The organism is Streptomyces halobius (assembly GCF_023277745.1).
Lineage (GTDB): Bacteria > Actinomycetota > Actinomycetes > Streptomycetales > Streptomycetaceae > Streptomyces > Streptomyces halobius.
Window position 1 is genome coordinate 2,218,502 of the sequence record NZ_CP086322.1, and the last position, 17,168, is coordinate 2,235,669.

The window sequence follows — 17,168 nt, forward strand, 5'->3', positions numbered from 1 at the left end:
AAGCCTCCTCTGCCGGACACCCCGGGGGTGCCCTACGCCGTTCGCAGAAAGTGGTCGAGTACCCGGACACCGAAGTGCAGTGCGTCGACGGGAACACGTTCGTCCACGCTGTGGAAGAGCGCCTGGTAGTCGAAGTCGTCGGGGAGTCTGAGCGGGGAGAAGCCGTAGCCGGCGATGCCGAGCTGGGAGAACTGCTTGGCGTCCGTGCCGCCCGACATGCAGTACGGGACGACATGGCCCCGCGGGTCGAACGACTCGATCGCGGCCCGCATCGCGGCGAACGTCGGGGAGTCCGTGGGGGCCTCCAGCGCGCTCGCGCCGTGGTGGTAGTCCCACGTGACATCCGGTCCGGTGAGCGCGTCCATGGTCGTGCGGAACTCGGCCTCGGCGCCGGGGAGAATCCGGCCGTCGACATAGGCGACGGCGGTGCCCGGGATCACATTGATCTTGTAACCGGCCTCCAGCATCGTCGGGTTGGCGCTGTTGCGGACGGTGGGCTCGACGAGCTTGGCGGACGGGCCGAGCTTGCCCAGCAGGGCGTCGACGTCGAAGTCGGGGGCGTCGATGTTGACGTCGATACCGTGCAGCGCGGCCAGTTCGCGGAGCGCGGCCCGCACGGTCGGGGTGAAATGGACCGGCCATTCGTGCTGGCCGATGCGGGCCACGGCGGCTGCCAGCCGGCTGACGGCGTTGTCGTGGTTGACCTTCGAGCCGTGCCCGGCCCGCCCATAAGCCGTCAGTTTGAGCCAGGCCGTGCCGCGCTCGCCGGCCGCGATCGGGTACAGCTGCAAGCCACCGCCGGCGTGGAAGGTGAACGCCCCGGATTCGCTGATGCCTTCCGTACAGCCCTCGAAGAGATCTGCATGGTGGTCCACGAGGAACCCCGCGCCGTAGGTGGCGCTGGACTCCTCGTCGGCGGTGAAGGCCAGCACGATGTCGCGCCGCGGCCGTACCCCCGCGCGCGCCCAGCGGCGGACGACGGCGAGCATCATCGCGTCCATGTTCTTCATGTCGACGGCGCCGCGGCCCCAGACCACGCCGTCGCGGATCTCCCCGGAGAACGGGTGCACGCGCCAGTCGGCGGGCTCGGCGGGCACCACGTCCAGATGGCCATGGACCAGCAGGGCGGCGGCCGCCCGGTCGGTGCCCTCGATACGGGCGACGACATTCGTCCGGCCCGCGCGGCGCTCCAGCAGGGTCGGTTCGATACCGGCCTCGGCCAGCCACTCGGCGACATACTCGGCGGCGGGGCGCTCCTGGCAGTCGCCGTCCCCGGCATTGGTGGTGTCGATACGGATCAGTCCGGAGGTGAACCGGACGACCTCGTCGAGGGCCTGCTGATCGACCGGCCCGGTGTGGTCAGCCATATTGTTCCTCCACGGCGGACGAGACGACGGTGGTGACCGCCTTGAAGCACCGGATGGCTTCATACATGTTCTGACTGGTATACGCGACGCGGCGCTCCGCGCTGCGCTCCACGCCGGGGACGACGGTCGCCGCGCCCGCCAAATGCTCGGCGTCGAACTCCATCTCCAACCGGAACGGGCCACGCCGGGCCGGCTCATGACGCTCCGCCAGCGCCGCCCCCTCGCGGGCCGCCGCCCGGATATCGGCCGCCGTACGGGCCGGCGGGCGGCACACCGCGGCGTAACGCGACACATAGTCCTTGACCGCGGCCTTGGGCGCCTGCGGCGCATAGCCCAGCGCGTCCTCACACGTCAGGTCGTCACCGGTGACGAGCACCACCGGCACGCCGTATTCGGCTACCACGAGGGAGTTGAGATAGCCCTCGCTCGCGCGGGTGCCGTCGACCCAGACACCGGTGAGGGAGTTCGCCAGGTACGTATGCGCGAGCACGCCCTCGGTGCCCGCGCCGGTGTGGTAGCCGACGAACGCGATCCCGTCGACATTGCCGTGCTGCACGCCCTCCACCATGCTCAGCGACTTGTGCCGCCCGGTGAGCATCTGCGCGCGCTCGTCGAGCTTCTCCAGCAGCAGATTGCGCATCGACCAGTGCGCCTCATTGACCACCACCTCATCGGCCCCACCGTCGAAGAACCCGGCGATCGCCGCATTGACATCGGAGGTGAACAAATGGCGGCAGCGCTCCCACTGCGCCGTGCCGGGCAGTACGTCGGCGGGCCAGGTCACGCCGGTGGCGCCCTCCATGTCCGCGGAGATGAGGATCTTCATGCCGTCACGGTACGCGCGACCGAACAGCCGAACCAGGCCTGTGGATAACTCCGGAGGTCTAGTCCACCGAAGATCGACCCGGGTGGCTCAACAGCACCTGCGGTTCAGCTGAGGCCCCGAGGCGCTGCGAGGCCGGACGCCGACGCGCATCCCCAGCCACCCCGAAACCACACCACTACACCCGCCCACCCCCGAAGGGGGTGGGCGGCGGGGAAAAACAAAAGGGGCGGGTGGGCGACGGCGAACAGGGGGTGGCGGGGAACAAGGGGGCGACGGGGCACAGGAGGGCGGCGAGGAAGAACAATAAGGGCGGGTGGGCGGCAGGGGAACAGGAGCGGCAAGGAACAAGGGCGGCAAGGACACAAGGGCTGAGGCCCACCCGCTCAGGACACCGCCTCCTGAGCGGAGCGGGAGGTGATCCAGCGGTGGCTTACGGCCCACGTGCCGCCGTCGGGGGTGGCACCGCGGAGGCCGTGGAGGGTCTCCGGGCCGGCGAGCGCGGGCAGGGCGGACTGGCGCAGCGAGGCGAAGGCCACCGTGCGGGCCGGGTCCCAGTCGGTGCTGTGCCGCAGCCGGCGGCTCATCTGGGCCCAGCCGAGCGGGGCGGCGGCCACGACCCACGCGTCCGGTGTCTGCGCGGTCAGCCGCCGGGCCGGACGCAGCCAGGAAGCGGCCGTCTCGGGCCAGTCGACCACCGCGATGACCCGGTGGCCCAGCTCCCGCCAGGCGGTGGTGAAGGCGTGCGCGGCGGCGCGGGAGGGGGCGTCGCGGCCGTGGCCGACCGTCACGGTCTCGACGCGCGGCTTCCACCGTCCCAACATGTCGATGAGGGCGGCCAGTTCGGCCTCGGTGTGTGGGACGGGCTGCGGCAGGTCGCCGTACTGGGCCAGGTCTTCGGCACCGATCAGCGGCGAACGGCAACGGGAGGGATGGGGGGAGGTACTCATCGCTCCGGGCGCCTCCCCCGACGAGGTGACCTCGCCCGCCGGACCACCACGCCCTCACGCCGCATCATGAAACACCAGCCCCAGCGCCCGCCGCCGCCCCGAGCGGACGGTGCTCACGCCGTGTCGCATGGCTCCTGCGGACCAGCCGCGTTTGCTGGCGACGGGGCGGTCCCGGGTGGTGAAGATCAGACCGTGCCCCTGTCGCAGGACGGTGCTGGTGCCCCGGGACTGGGCGCGGGGGCGCTGTTCGACGAGCAGGAACTCGCCGCCCGTGTAGTCGGTGCCGTACGCGTCCAGGCCGATGACGACCTGAAGGGGAAAGAGCATGTCGCCGAAGACGTCACGGTGCAGGGCGTTCCAGTCGCCCGCCTCGTAGTGCAGCAGGATCTGCGCCGAGCGGGCCTGGCCCGCCTCGTGGCACATCGTCAGCCACTCCTCCAGGGAGTCCGGCCAGGGCGCCGGGCGAGCGAGCCGGGCGGCCCAGTCGCGGGCGATGGTCAGCAGATGCGGGTAGAACGCGGCGCGGAGTTCGGAGATCGGCTCCGGCAGGTCATGGCGGAAATAGCGGTACTGGCCGGAGCCGAAGCGATGACGGGCCATGTCGACGGTGTTCCGGAACAGCTCCGTCCGGTCATAGAGACCGGCGATCTCGCGGCACTCGGCGGGTGTGAGCAGCTGCGGGGTGAGCGCGCACCCGTGGGCCTCCAGCTCCTCTCCCAGTGCGGCCCAGTCGGCGCCGTCGATATGCGGTGTGAGCTGTGCAGTGGCGGTCTCGGTGGTCGTCATGGCGGGCCTCAGGCCGCCCGCGTGGCGCCTTCGAGCAGCAGAAGCTGCTGCTTGCGCTCCAGGCCGCCGGCATAACCGGTGAGCGCGCCGTCGGCGCCGACGACACGGTGGCAGGGGCGCACGATGAGCAGCGGATTGGCCCCGATCGCGGTGCCGACGGCGCGGACCGCGGTGCGCGAGGCGCCGATCCGCGTGGCGATCTCGCCGTAGCTGCAGGTCTTGCCGTACGGGATGGTTTCGAGGGCCTGCCAGACCTGCCGCTGGAAGGGGGTGCCGCTGGTGACGTACTCGATGTCGAACCGGGAGAGGGTGCCCTCGAAGTATGCGGTGACCTGGGAGGCGATTTCGGTGAACGCCGCCGTGTCCTCGGTCCAGCCGTCCTGGACGGTGACGCCGCCCTTCTGCCCGGGGACCGACAGCGAGGCGAGCGCGGTGCCGCCGGGGGCGGTGGCGGACCTCTCGCCCACCAGCAGCAGCTCCCCCAGAGGGCTGTCGATTGTTGTGTAGACCGTCATCGGTCAGGGTCCTTCCTCATGTCCAGCGCCACGTCGCACTGCGCCGCGTTGTTCTCGTCGATGCGTTGCGTCGCACTGCGCGGCGTCGTTCTCGTCGACGCGCCGTACTCGTCGACGCGTTGTTCTCAACCTCTTCAACGACAACTCTGCGGCCGTCGAACCCAAATATCTGGCGGGTTTCGGACATCGCATTGGGGCACGGAGCGGCCGCGCACGCAGGCGTAGGCAGCGCCTTTCAGAGCACGTCGCCGGCCGAATCCGCCGGCCTGCGCCGGGCCGCGCGGGCGGCCGGCAGGACCGAGGCCGCCGCCGCGGCCACCACCGCGAGGGCGCCGACCAGCAGCAGGACGCCCAGGCCGGGTGGCTGTGCGAGGCCGGTTCCCCAGCCGCTGGTGCGGCCCTGGAGGTCGATGAGCCAACCGGAGGCGGAGCCCCCGAGCACGGTCCCGGTGATCGCGGCCGCCAGGGCGATGAAGACGGTGGCGGACACGATCACCGCGCTGACCTGACGTGGGGTCAGTCCGATGGCCTTCAGGGCGAGCAGGTCGCGGCCGCGTTCGCGGACCCCGGCGCTGACCGTCGTCGACAGTTCCGCCAGCCCGATGAGGACGAGGACGGTGATCAGGCCGGCGGTGACCGCGCGGACCGCCGACAGCTGGTCGGCGGGGTTGGGGATCTCGCGTATCTCGACGCGGCCGTCGGAGGCCCGGGTCAGGGCGTCGCGGACCTCGGCGGGGTCGGCTCCGGGGCGCAGCACGAGGTGGTAGAAGTCGGCGTGCAGGGCCGGATCGGTGTCGCGCAAGGTGTCCAGGGCGGTGGAGATCACCCGGCCGCCGTCGGACGGTTCGATGCTGCGGCCGACGATGTGGAGGACGTGCGGCCGTCCGGCGACGGTCATCCGTACCCAGTCGCCGACCCGCGCGTCCAGGAGGTCGAGCAGCCCCTGCCCGGCGATCGCCTCGTCGGGGCCGTGCGCGGCGCGGCCCTCCACGAGGGAGAACGGGTAGGGCCGGGCGTCCGTGCCGAGGCCGCGCAGGGTGATGGTGCCGGTCTGGCCCGGTACCAGGGCCTGAACCTCGACCCCCGGGTAGGCGGTCACTTCCGGCCGGTCCGTGAGCCGCTGTCGCAGCTCCCGCTCGCCGAGGCTGTCGGAGCGCGCCGTGAGCGCGGCGGGCAGGCCGACGTCCTCCGGGTGGGAGGAGAAGCGGTCCAGGGTGGACCAGGCTCCCAGCGCGATGGTGATCAGGAGGAGCGGGACGGTCAGCCGGCCGACGGCGGCCAGGCCGCGCAGCGGGCGGTGGAAGGCGCCCCGCCAGCCGAGCACCAGGGCCGGTGGGAGCCGGAGGCCGAGCGCCCGCCGGGTGGTGGCCAGCCGGCGGCCGGCGGCCACGGCGGCGCGGGCGACGGGGACCGGTGGTACCCGCCCGGCCCGCCAGGCGGCCAGGCAGGTCGCCGAACCGATGAAGGCCACCACGCCGCCGGAAATGGCGTAGGGCAGCCAGGTGTGCTCGGGGAGCTGGTGCCACAGGGCCATCGCCTCGCCGATCCGGCCGGGGACCAGGGTGCCGAGCGCCTGGGTGAGCACCACGCCGAGCGCCACGCCCAGCAGCGCGAAGCCGAGGTGCAGCGCGAGGAACATCCGGACGACCTGGCCGGGGGTGAATCCGATGGCCTTGAGGACCGAGATGTCCCGTAGGTGGCCGCGGACCCGGGTGCTGATGGCGCCGCCGACCGCCAGTGCGGCGGCGAGCAGCGCGCCGAGCCCGAACAGGCCGAGCAGCCGGCCGAGCAGCTGGTTGTCGCTCCCGGCCTCGGCCTTGGCCTGCCGCCAGGTGGAGACGTCGGTGATCTGGTCGGCGCCCAGCCGGGTGACCGCCCGTTGGACGACGTAGTCGGTGTCCTGCTGGTCGGCGAGCCGAAGGCCGATGGTCCGGCCGCGCTGGTCGGGGCCTGCGTGCGAGGCGTCGAGGGCCGCGGGGAGCACCCAGGCCACGCCCGGCGTCTCGCCCGCGCGGAACGCGGCCTCGGCGGTGTCCGCGACGCCCACCACCCGCAGGGGCGACGGGAAGCCGCTCAGCGCGAGGGAGTCCCCCGGTTTGACCCACAGTGCCCTGGCCACCGAGGCGTCCAGGACGATGCCGTTGACGGCGTCCGCGTCGGTGTCCGGATCGAGCCAACGGCCCTCGGTGATCTGCGGGGCGGCGGTGGCGGGACGGTGCGGTGTGCCGCGGAGCTCCAACGCCGCCTTGGATCCGCCGAGTTGACGGCTCGCGGTGCTGCGGACCGTACGGAAGGGGCCGGAGGCGGCGCGTACCTCGTCCAGTTCGGCGAGTGATCCGGCCGGGGCCCCGGCCTGGGTGTGGATCCATACGTGGGCGCCGGAGGACTGGGTGAAGACCCGCTGCCAGGGGTCGGCCGCGTAGGCGAACAGGGTGGTCGCCAGCAGCAGCGAGATGGTGATTCCGGCCGTCGCCAGCACGATGAGCACGGCCGCGGCGCGGTTCGCTCTGAGGTGCGCGTGTGTCCAGCGCGCCGCTGCTCGCACGGCGGGTCAGCCCTTGAGCTTGAGGACGTCGGCCACACCGGCCTCGGGGCGGGTCCGGCCGCCGTCGAGGCGCGCGTCGTCGGCCACCTGGCCGTCGAAGAAGCTGATCACCCGGTCCGCGGCGCTGGCCATGCGCGCGTCATGGGTGACCAGCAAGATCGTCTGGCCGCGCTGGTGGAACCGGGTGAGCAGGCGCAGCACCTCCCGGGTGCCCTTGCTGTCCAGGCTGCCCGCGGGTTCGTCGGCGAGCAGCAGGCTGGGGGCGTTGACCAGCGCGCGGGCCAGCGCGACACGCTGCTGTTCGCCGCCGGACAGCTCGCCCGGCGTGCTGTTCTCCTTGCCCGTCAGGCCCAGCTCTTCGAGCAGTTCGACGCGGTGCGCGCGGGCCTTCCGCGGCGAGCTGCCGGCCAGCAGCGCGGGCAGCTCGACATTGTCGGCGACGCTGAGGTTGGAGACCAGGTTGAAGAACTGGAAGACGATGCCGATGTGGTTGCGGCGCAGCACGGCCCAGCGTGCCTCGCTGCAGGAGTCGACCCGGCGGCCGTCGAGCCAGATGGCACCGCTGTCGGGCCGGCCGAGGCCGCCGAGCAGGTGCAGCAGGGTGGATTTGCCCGCTCCGGAGGGCCCGGTGACGGCCACGAACTCGCCACGCTCGATACTCAGGTCGACACCGCGCACCGCGTGGACCGGCGCGGCACCTTCCGGCCGGTGGGTCTTGACCAGGCCGGCTGCCCGCAGTATCGGGCCGGACGGCTCGTCCCGGTTCATTCCAATTCCTCCTGACAGCGCTCCAGCCAGTCCAGATCCGCCTGGAGATGCAGCATGGCGCCCTCGATCAGCAGCTGCGCCACCCGGTTGTCCCGGTCCTCGACCGCGGCGAGCTTCGACAGATCGCGCATGGTGTTGAGGTAGTGCCGTCGCTGCTTGTTGATCAGGGTGATCTGGTCGGCGATGCCGGTGCGCGGGGCGAGCGCGAGCTTCATGAAGAACTCGTCGCGCACCCGCGGCTCGGCGGTGGTCTCCTCGAACCACGCGTCCACCGTCTCGCGTCCCGCCGCGGTGATCCGGTAGATGCGCTTGTTCGGGCGGTCGGCCTGCTCGACGTCCTCTCCCTCGATCAGGCCCGCCTTCTCCAGCCTGCCGAGGGTGACGTAGATCTGGCCGACGTTCGGCTGAGGGTATGCGGCTCCCAGGAGGTTCTCAAGGGCCTGCTTGAGTTCGTAGCCATGGGCGGGTCCGCCGACCAACAGCGCCAGGAGTGCCAGCCGCACGCTCTCCCTCTCCCTCCCCGCGGTACCTGTCGGTTAGCTGAACCCGTTCCGGTGTGATCAGGCTCGCTGTCGCATCTTCCTGCGACATCTAGTATCCCGCATGCCTAACAGGTATACAGGGGTCGGCCATCGGGCCAGCGTCAAGGACGACGCCTGTACGAGGAGGAGCTCATGCGGTGGAAGCGTGCCGCGGGTCGCCTCCTGCTCGTCTGCTCGCTGCTGTTCGCGGGCCAGGCGGGTGCACAGGCCGGTGAGCCTACCCTCGACACGGACAGGCGGGGCCCGCTCACCCTGGTGACGGGCGGCGATCTCACCGGCTATCTGCGCGGGGTCCTGGACGGCTGGAACAAGCGGCACCCCGGCGAGAAGGTGACGCTGGTCGAGCTGCCGGACGCCGCCGACGAGGTGCGCGCCCAGATGGTCACCGAGCTGCGCTCCGGCAGCGACCGCTTCGATGTGCTGAACATCGACGTGGCGTGGACATCGGAGTTCGCGGCCGCGGGATGGATCACTCCGATGGACGGCGGGCAGTTCCCGCTGGACCGTTTCCTGCCTCCGGTGGTCGACACCGCCACCTTCCGGGGGCAGCTCTACGCCATCCCGTATATCACCAATGCCGGACTTCTCTACTACCGCAAGGACATTCTCGACCGCGAGGGCGCGCGACCGCCGCGCACCTGGGCCGAGTTGAAGCACCTGGCGAAAACGGTCGCGCCCAAGTACGGGCTGGACGGTTACGCGGGCCAGTTCCTGCCGTACGAGGGGCTGACCGCCAATGTCGGCGAGGCCGTGCAGTCCGCGGGTGGCTCGGTGCTCGCGGGTGAGGGCACACGCGTCACGGTGAACTCCCCTGCGGCTCGCCGGGGCCTGTCCTTCCTGCTCGACGGAGTGCGCGAGGGGTGGATCCCCCAGCGGGCGCTGGCCTTCAAGGAGGAGGAGTCCCGCAAAGCCTTCGAGGACGGCCGGCTGCTGTTCCTCCGGAACTGGCCGTACACGTACACGCTGGCCAACGCGGAATCCTCGAAGGTGGCGGGAAAGTTCGGCGCGGTGCCGTTGCCGGGACCGGACGGACCGGGTTCCAGCGTGCTCGGCGGCTCCAATCTGGCGGTCAACACACACTCGCGGCACCAGAAGTCGGCCGCCGACCTGATCTCCTATCTGACGAGTGAGCCGGTCCAGCGCGAGGTACTCACCAAGGGGGCGCTGCCGCCGGTGTGGGCGGATCTGTACGGGGAGCCGCAGTTGGTGCGGCGCTTCCCGTACCTCCCGACGCTGAAGCGGAGCGTGCTGACGGCCCGGCCCCGCCTCAAGAGCCCGCGGTACGACCAGGTGAGCCTGGCGATCCAGGCCGTTGTCCATGACGCGCTCACCCACCGTCGGAGCACGGACGCGACCGTCGCGCGCCTGACGCGGGAGCTCCGGGCCATCGTCGCCCGCGGCTGACCCCGACCGGAACGGCCGGGCCCAGGCCGTTCCACTCACACTCCATCCATCTCCCTCTACTTACTTGTTATGCACACACAGCAGTGATCGCAATACACCACAAAATCGGGTATCTCGCAGCCATTTTCGGTCTTTCCGTTGACACCTGGAAGCCACGTCTACTTAACATGCATGCATAACAGAGGCCCCGCAGGCCGCACGGCATGCCCAGGTAAGAACGGGATCACGGCAGATGCTCATCGCCACCGCAGGAGACGGCCACCCGGCCGACCCCGCGCCCTCCGCGTCACTCCCCCGCCCGACGTCCCCCGACGCGGTCTCCCAGAAAGCCGCGGTCTCGCCCGCCACTGAAGGCGTGTCACACGGCACGGCACAGCGCTGGTGGCGCGACGCGGTCATCTATCAGGTGTACGTCCGCAGCTTTCTGGACAGCACCGGCGACGGCATCGGCGATCTGGCCGGAGTGCGCGCCGGGCTCCCGTACCTCCGCAGGCTCGGCGTGGACGGCGTCTGGCTCAGCCCCTTCTACCCCTCCCCGCAGCACGACCACGGCTACGACGTCGCCGACTACCGGGACGTGGACCCCGTCTACGGCGATCTCGCCGAATTCGACCACCTGGTGGCCGACGCGCACCGGCTGGGCCTGAAGGTGCTCCTCGACATCGTGCCCAACCACTGCTCCAACGCCCACCCGTGGTTCCGCGCCGCCCTGGAGGACGTGCCGGGCGGCCCGTCACGGGCGCTGTTCCACTTCGCCGACGGGCGCGGACCGCACGGTGAGCTGCCGCCCAACAACTGGCGGGCCATGTTCGGCGGCCCCGCATGGTCCCGGGTCGAGGAAGCGGACGGCACGGACGGCCAGTGGTACCTCCACATGTTCACGCCCGAGCAGCCCGACCTGAACTGGCGGAACCCCGCCGTGGCCGCCGACTTCGACAAGGTGCTGCGCTTCTGGCTGGACCGCGGCGTCGACGGCTTCCGCATAGATGTCGCCGCCGGGCTGTTCAAGCACCCCCAACTCCCCGACTCCCCCGACCCGTCGGCCGACGAGCGGACCCGCGACTCGGTCAACCCGCTGGCCTGGAACCAGCCCGAGGTGCACCAGGTGTGGCGCGACTGGCGCGCGCTGTGCGAGGAGTACACGGCCCGGGACGGCCGCGACCGGCTGCTGGTCGGCGAGGTCTCCGTACGGACACCGGGCGAACAGGCCGCCTACGTCCGGCCCGACGAGCTGCACCAGGCGTTCTTCTTCCATCTGCTGACCGCCCGCTGGGACGTCGACACCTTCCGCACGGTCATCTCCGAGGCGCTGACCGACATCGCGGACACCGGCTCCACCGTCACCTGGGTGCTCAACAACCACGACCAGGTCAGGACCGTCACCCGGTACGCGGCCGAACCCGGAGGGGAACCGGGCGAACTGGGCCCGGCGCGCGCCCGCGCCGCCGCGCTGCTGATGCTGGCGCTCCCCGGCGCCGCGTACATCTACCAGGGCGAAGAACTGGGCCTGCCCGAGGTCGTCGACCTGCCGGACGAGGTCCTCACCGACCCGATCTTCCACCGTACGGGCAGCCGGCAGCACATCCGCGACGGCTGCCGGGTGCCGCTGCCCTGGACCGGGGACGCCGCCCCGTTCGGCTTCACCAGGGGTACCGACGCGGCGCCGCCCTGGCTGCCCCAGCCCGCGTGGTTCGCCGCACACGCCACGGACCGGGCGCTGGCCGACACCCGGTCGTTCTGGCACCTGTACCGCGAGGGTCTGCAGCTGCGCCGCAGCCTCCCGCAGCTCGGCGAGGGCACGCTGCGCTGGCTGGAGTCCCCGCCCCAGGTGCTGGCGTTCGTCCGCGGCGACGGACTGGTCTGCGCCGTCAACTTCGGAACCGAAGCGGCGCCCGCCCCCGTGCCCGGCAGCCCGCTGCTCGCGAGCGGCGACTGCCCGGCCGGCACGCTCCCCGGCTCCACCGCCGCCTGGTGGACGCACACCCCCGACCCCGACCTCCGATAGCCCCACCGAAGGGAATCCCGCCGTGAGACACACCACACCACGACGCAACAGCCACACCAGAACCGCCATATCCGGCGCGGCCGTGCTCGGCCTGGCGCTCACCGCGACCGCATGCGGCGGCGGAGTCTCCGCCGGGGGCGGCGAGCAGAAGCTCAGCGGCCAGACGCTGACCGTCGCCGGCGTCTGGACCGGCGTGGAACAGGCCAATTTCCAGAAGGTCCTGGACGCGTTCTCCGCGAGGACCGGCGCGAAGGTCACCTTCTCCTCCACCGGCGACAATGTCTCGACCGTCGTCGGCAGCCAGATCGAGGGCGGCAACGCCCCCGACGTGGTGATGGTGCCTCAGGTCGGCGTGCTCCAGCAGTTCGCCGAGAAGGGCTGGCTCGCGCCCCTGTCGGCGAAGGTCGGCGCCAACGCGAAGGCCAACTTCGCGAAGGTGTGGAAGGACTACGGCACGGTCGACAAGTCCTACTACGGCCTCTACTTCAAGGCGTCCCACAAGTCGACGGTCTGGTACAGCCCGGAGGCGTTCGAGCAGGCCGGCGTCAAGCCCGCGAAGACGTACAAGGACATGCTGAAGGCGGGCCGTACGCTCTCCGAATCGGGCGTACCGGCGTTCTCCGTCGCGGGCGAGGCCGGCTGGCCGCTCACCGACTGGTTCGAGAACATCTACCTCTCCCAGGCGGGACAGGACAACTACGACAAGCTCGCCGCCCATCAGATCCCGTGGACGCACCCCACCGTCGTCAAGACGCTCACCACGCTCGGCGAGCTGTTCGGCGACAAGAACCTGGTGTCCGGCGGCGGGGCGGGGGCGCTGCGCACCGACTTCCCCGAGTCCGTCCAGCAGGTCTTCGGTCCGGAGCCGCAGGCGGCCATGGTCTACGAGGGGGACTTCGTCAGCGCCCTGATCACCGAGGAGCTCCACAAGGAGGTCGGCACGGACGCCAGGTTCTTCCCCTTCCCCGCGGTCGACGACGGCGAGGCGCCGGTGGTCAGCGGCGGTGACGCGGCCGTGGTGCTCAAGGCCGGGAAGAACAAGAAGGCCGCGATGGAGCTGGTGGAGTATCTGTCCACGCCCGACGCGGCCGCCATCTGGGCCAAGGCCGGCGGCTTCATCTCGCCCAACAAGAACGTGCCCGCCGACGCCTACCACGACGCGATCACCCGCAGCGCGGCCAGGTCCCTGACCGACGCCGGGAATTCCGTGCGGTTCGACATGTCCGACCAGGCCCCGGCGGCCTTCGGCGGCACCCAGGGCGCCGGTGAGTGGAAGCTGCTGCAGGACTTCCTGCGCGACCCCTCCGACCCCAAGGGCACGGCCGCCAAGCTGGAGGCCGCCGCGGCCAAGGCGTTTCGGAACTAAGGATCACCAGGACCCACAGGACCACGAGGCCGATCCATGCCTGTCACCACATCTGAGGTGCCGCCCGCCACGACGGGCGGCACCCCGGCCACCCCGCCGCCCCCCGCACCCGGCACACGCGGCGCCGCTCCCCGGCGGCGCGCCGTCCGCCGGCGTCGTCTCATCGCCGCGGTATTCGTCTTCCCCGCGCTGTTGCTGCTGGGCGCGCTGGTCGCGTACCCCATCGGGTTCTCGGTCGTCCGCAGCCTGTACGACGCCTCGGGCAGCACCTTTGTCGGAGCCGGCAACTACCACGAGATATTCCAGGACCCGGCGACGCTCCGGGCCCTCCGGAACAGCGCCGTCTGGGTCGTCTTCGCCCCGGCGCTGCTGACCGGACTCGGCCTGGTCCTCGCCGTGCTGACGGAGAAGATCCGCTGGAAGACGGCGTTCAAGGTGCTGATGTTCATGCCGATGGCGATCTCCTTCCTCGCCGCCGGCATCATCTTCCGCCTGGCCTACGAGCAGGACCCGCAGCGCGGTGTGCTCAACGCCGTCGCCGTCGGGATCCACGACGGCTTCCGGGGCGACACCACCTCCTACCCGACCGCCAAGGCCCGTATCGGCGACAAACAGCTGGTCAAGGGCGAGGACGGCGGCTACCGCACGGCCGGCCCGGCCGAGCCGGGCAGCATCGTCAACCTCGGTCTGGTCGGCGTCCCGCCCAAGGAGCTGCCCAAGGACGCGAAGCCCGCGGCGGAGGCGGCCGAAAAGCCCGCCGCGAGCGGCGCGTTGCGCGGCGTGGTCTATGTCGACTTCACCCCCGGAGGCGGCGGCGAGCCCGGTGTCGTGGACCGTACGGAGCGGGGGCTGCCCAAGCTCACGGTCGAGGCGGTCGACGCACACGGCGAGGTGGCGGCCGAGGCCACCACCGGACCGGACGGTTCCTACCACCTGACCGGCCTGCCCGCCGGGTCGTACACCGTCCAGCTCCCCGCCGAGGACTTCGCCCCGCCGTACGAGGGCATCTCCTGGCTCGGCCCGGCCCTCATCACCCCCGCCATCATCGGCGCCTACATGTGGATCTGGACCGGCTTCGCCCTCGTCCTCATCGGCGCGGGACTCTCCGCGATGCCACGGGACGTCCTGGAGGCGGCCCGGATGGACGGCGCGAACGAATGGCAGGTCTTCCGCAAGATCACCGTGCCGCTGCTCGGCCCCGTCCTGGGCGTGGTGTTCGTGACCATGGTGATCAACGTGATGAAGGTCTTCGACCTCGTCTACATCATCGCCCCCGGCCCCGTACAGCAGGACGCCAATGTGCTGGCTCTGCAGATGTGGCTGGTCTCCTTCGGCGGCGGCAACAACCAGGGGCTGGGCAGCGCCCTCGGTGTCCTGCTGCTGCTCCTGGTGGTGCCGGCCATGGCCTTCAACGTCCGACGCTTCCGCAGGAGCCAGTCATGACCACCATTCAGGATGCCGTCGCCGTGTCCCGGAGGCGGGCGAAGGGCGGGCCGTCGAAACGGATCGGCCGCGCCGTGATCCAGGCGTCGCTGCTGATCATCGGCCTGATCTGGCTCACCCCGGCCGCCGGTCTCTTCCTCTCCTCGCTCCGTACGGACGAGGCCAATTCCAGCAGCGGCTGGTGGCAGGCGCTCACCGCGCCCGGCCGGCTCTCCTTCGACAACTACGCAGCCCTGCTCAAGGATTCCGGCATCACCCAGGCGTTCTGGAACACGGTGCTGATCTCCGTGCCCACCACCCTCGCCGTCGTGGTGATCGCCGCCCTGGCCGGATACGCCTTCGCCTGGCTGGAGTTCCCCGCACGGGACTGGATCTTCCTGCTGGTCGTCGCGATGCTGGTGGTACCGGTCCAGATCGGACTGCTGCCGGTGGCCAAACTGTTCGGCGCGCTGGGCCTGTTCGGCTCCATCCCGGGAGTCATCCTCTTCCACACCGCGTACGGCCTGCCCTTCGCGATCTTCCTCCTCCGCAACTACTTCGCGGAGATCCCCAAGGAGATGCTGGAGGCGGCGCGGATGGACGGCGGCGGGGAATGGCGGATCTTCTGCCGGCTGGTCCTGCCGCTGGGCCGGCCGGCCATCGCCAGCCTGGCCATCTTCCAGTTCCTGTGGGTGTGGAACGACATGCTCGTGGCGCTGCTCTTCGCCGACAACGGGTCACAGCCGCTGACGGTGGCCCTGCAGTCGCAGATGCGGCAGTTCGGCAGCAATATCGGTGTGCTGGCGCCGGGCGCCTTTCTGTCCTTGATCGTGCCGCTGATCGTGTTCTTCGTGTTCCAACGGCACTTTGTCCAGGGCGTGATGGCGGGGTCGGTGAAGTGACGCGCGGGTGATCGGGTGGCGGCGCCGGACCGTGTCCGGCGCCGCCGGTATCCCCCGTACTCGTCCGGCCAGCGGTTCGGCCCACCGTAACCTCCTCCGCGCGAACCTCCGCCCGAACCGCGGGCAGGCGTGGAACGCTGTGGCTCATGATCGAGGAGCGCACATGAACCGCGAGACCGTCCGGTCCGTCTGGTACGCCGCATACGGCTCCAACATGCGTCTGGAGCGGCTGGTTTACTACCTCGCCGGAGGCCGTCCGCCCGGCGGCAGGCGTACATATCCCGGATGCCGGGACCCCCGACGGCCCGCCCGTTCGGTGCCGGTCATGCTGCCGGGGCTGATGTATTTCGCGACCGAATCGCCGGTGTGGACGGGCGGCAGGGCGTTCTACGACCCCGACGGGCACAGGCACGTGCCCAGCCGCGCCCATCTCCTGACCCCTGGCCAGTTTTCGGATATCGCGGCACAGGAGATGTACCGGGAGCCCGGACAGGACCTCGATCTGACGGAAGTGCTCACGCACGGGCGGGCACAGCTGGGTCCGGGGCGGTACGAGACGCTGGTGTGCACCGGGGAACTGGAGGGGTACCCGCTGCTGACCTTCACCGCCCCGTGGCGTAGGGAGGACGTCACGGCGAACCGGCCCGCCGCGGCCTATCTCCGGCACCTCGTGGCGGGAATCGTGGCGGCACATGGGTGGAGCGCGCGCCGGGCCGCCGAGTACCTGGCCGGCTGCCCGGGAGCCGAGGGCGAGTGGACGGTGGCGGAGATCGCGGCGTTGGTCGCCGAGAGGTCTTGAGGGGGCGGCGTACCGGAACGGGTTGCCGGAAACGGCTTGCCGACCGGGGTTGCCAGGCCGGGGCCGAGCCAGGTGGCGGCCCGGATCATCGGCTGGTCACCCAACCGGCCACCTCCCCTACCCACTGCCCCCGTTCGCCCCCTCCGCCCGCTCCAGCAGCGCAGGCAGATCGGCGAACGAATCGAGAACATGGTCCGGAGTGCCGTCCGCCGCCTCGTGCGTCTCCGGGAGGTACTTGCCCGTCTTGACCAGAACGCCGGTGATTCCGCTGCGCTGAGCCGCCAGTACGTCGGACTCGATGTCGTCGCCCACCATCAGTGTTCCGGACGGGGTGGCGTCAAGGTGCGCCAGGGCGGCGGCGAAGAACGCCTCGGCGGGTTTGCCGGTGATGACCGCCTCCGTCCGTGCAGCGCGTTCCAGGCCCAGGAGGAAGGCCCCGGTGTCGAGGTCGAGCCCGCCCGCGGTGCGCCAGTACAGGTTCCGGTGCATGGCGACCAGCGGGACGCCGCGCTGCAGATGACCGAAGGCGGCGTTGAGTGCCGGGTAGGTGAAGGCGTCGCCCGCGCCGCCGAAAACGATCACGTCGGGTCGGGCGGCGTCCTCGTCCCCGGCGGCCTCCGTCGCGTCGACGAGGGTGATGCCGCTCAGGTCGTCGCTGACGTCACCGGTGTTGAGCAGCAGGCAGCGCGCGCCCGGGTAGTGCCGGCGCAGGTACGCGGCGGTGGCGGCGGGCGCGGTGAGGATGTCGTCGACGCCCACGGGGAAACCCGACGCGGCGAGTTTCCCCGCGATCGAGGCGCGGGTCCGTGAGGTGGTGTTGGTGACCAGCAGCAGGGGGAGCCCGTTGGCGCGCAGTCTCTCCATGGCCTCCACAGCGCCGGGCAGGGGCTTCCAGGACACCGTGAGCACACCGTCGATATCGATCAGGACCGCTCCGATTCGTTCCATACGACGACGGTAGCCACGTCGTGCGG

General features: G+C 70.9%; 15 protein-coding genes. 6 read left to right on the forward strand and 9 right to left on the reverse strand.

What is annotated here, in order from left to right:
* Positions 1 to 32: 32 nt before the first annotated feature.
* The 8 genes from K9S39_RS10535 to K9S39_RS10570 form a co-directional block, all read right to left on the reverse strand.
* Positions 33 to 1,367 carry a M20/M25/M40 family metallo-hydrolase gene (locus K9S39_RS10535; protein WP_248863093.1) on the reverse strand — a complete coding sequence of 445 codons (1,335 nt, stop codon included), beginning with the start codon at positions 1,365 to 1,367 and terminating at the stop codon, positions 33 to 35.
* A complete protein-coding gene (locus K9S39_RS10540; RefSeq protein ID WP_248863094.1) occupies positions 1,360 to 2,193 on the reverse strand; it encodes a M55 family metallopeptidase in 834 nt (277 codons plus the stop codon). Before K9S39_RS10540 ends, K9S39_RS10535 begins: the two co-directional genes overlap by 8 nt.
* Positions 2,194 to 2,576: 383 nt before the next feature.
* Entirely contained in the window at positions 2,577 to 3,140 is a 564-nt protein-coding gene (locus K9S39_RS10545) for a type 1 periplasmic-binding domain-containing protein (RefSeq protein WP_248863095.1), read from the reverse strand.
* A gap of 54 nt (positions 3,141 to 3,194) precedes the next feature.
* The gene (locus K9S39_RS10550) at positions 3,195 to 3,926 is read right to left on the reverse strand and encodes a 2OG-Fe(II) oxygenase (protein WP_248863096.1); all 732 of its coding nucleotides are present in this window, start codon (positions 3,924 to 3,926) and stop codon (positions 3,195 to 3,197) included.
* An 8-nt stretch (positions 3,927 to 3,934) separates the two neighbouring features.
* Complete coding sequence (locus K9S39_RS10555) at positions 3,935 to 4,441, reverse strand: methylated-DNA--[protein]-cysteine S-methyltransferase (protein ID WP_248863097.1); 507 nt, start codon at positions 4,439 to 4,441, stop codon at positions 3,935 to 3,937.
* A 235-nt stretch (positions 4,442 to 4,676) separates the two neighbouring features.
* Complete coding sequence (locus K9S39_RS10560) at positions 4,677 to 6,986, reverse strand: ABC transporter permease (protein WP_248863098.1); 2,310 nt, start codon at positions 6,984 to 6,986, stop codon at positions 4,677 to 4,679.
* 6 nt (positions 6,987 to 6,992) lie between these two features.
* Positions 6,993 to 7,754, reverse strand: coding sequence for an ABC transporter ATP-binding protein (locus tag K9S39_RS10565; protein ID WP_248863099.1), 762 nt, complete (start codon positions 7,752 to 7,754; stop codon positions 6,993 to 6,995).
* Positions 7,751 to 8,257 carry a PadR family transcriptional regulator gene (locus K9S39_RS10570; protein WP_248863100.1) on the reverse strand — a complete coding sequence of 169 codons (507 nt, stop codon included), beginning with the start codon at positions 8,255 to 8,257 and terminating at the stop codon, positions 7,751 to 7,753. Before K9S39_RS10570 ends, K9S39_RS10565 begins: the two co-directional genes overlap by 4 nt.
* Positions 8,258 to 8,428: 171 nt before the next feature.
* Between K9S39_RS10570 and K9S39_RS10575 the strand changes: the two genes are divergently transcribed.
* The 6 genes from K9S39_RS10575 (at position 8,429) to K9S39_RS10600 (ending at position 16,194) form a co-directional block, all read left to right on the forward strand.
* The gene (locus tag K9S39_RS10575; protein WP_248863101.1) at positions 8,429 to 9,700 is read left to right on the forward strand and encodes an ABC transporter substrate-binding protein; all 1,272 of its coding nucleotides are present in this window, start codon (positions 8,429 to 8,431) and stop codon (positions 9,698 to 9,700) included.
* A 232-nt stretch (positions 9,701 to 9,932) separates the two neighbouring features.
* On the forward strand, positions 9,933 to 11,705 hold the full coding sequence (locus K9S39_RS10580) for a glycoside hydrolase family 13 protein (protein WP_248863102.1): 1,773 nt from the start codon (positions 9,933 to 9,935) through the stop codon (positions 11,703 to 11,705).
* Between the two features lie 22 nt (positions 11,706 to 11,727).
* Entirely contained in the window at positions 11,728 to 13,071 is a 1,344-nt protein-coding gene (locus K9S39_RS10585; protein ID WP_248863103.1) for an ABC transporter substrate-binding protein, read from the forward strand.
* 36 nt (positions 13,072 to 13,107) lie between these two features.
* On the forward strand, positions 13,108 to 14,514 hold the full coding sequence (locus tag K9S39_RS10590) for an ABC transporter permease subunit (RefSeq protein ID WP_248863104.1): 1,407 nt from the start codon (positions 13,108 to 13,110) through the stop codon (positions 14,512 to 14,514).
* Positions 14,511 to 15,395 carry a carbohydrate ABC transporter permease gene (locus K9S39_RS10595; protein ID WP_248863105.1) on the forward strand — a complete coding sequence of 295 codons (885 nt, stop codon included), beginning with the start codon at positions 14,511 to 14,513 and terminating at the stop codon, positions 15,393 to 15,395. The genes K9S39_RS10590 and K9S39_RS10595 overlap by 4 nt, the downstream gene beginning before the upstream one ends.
* Positions 15,396 to 15,558: 163 nt before the next feature.
* On the forward strand, positions 15,559 to 16,194 hold the full coding sequence (locus K9S39_RS10600; protein ID WP_248863106.1) for a histone deacetylase: 636 nt from the start codon (positions 15,559 to 15,561) through the stop codon (positions 16,192 to 16,194).
* 117 nt (positions 16,195 to 16,311) lie between these two features.
* Here K9S39_RS10600 and K9S39_RS10605 read toward each other — a convergent pair whose 3' ends face one another.
* Positions 16,312 to 17,142 (reverse strand): HAD-IIA family hydrolase, encoded by an 831-nt coding sequence (locus K9S39_RS10605; protein WP_248863107.1) that lies wholly within the window; start codon positions 17,140 to 17,142, stop codon positions 16,312 to 16,314.
* Positions 17,143 to 17,168 lie beyond the last annotated feature (26 nt).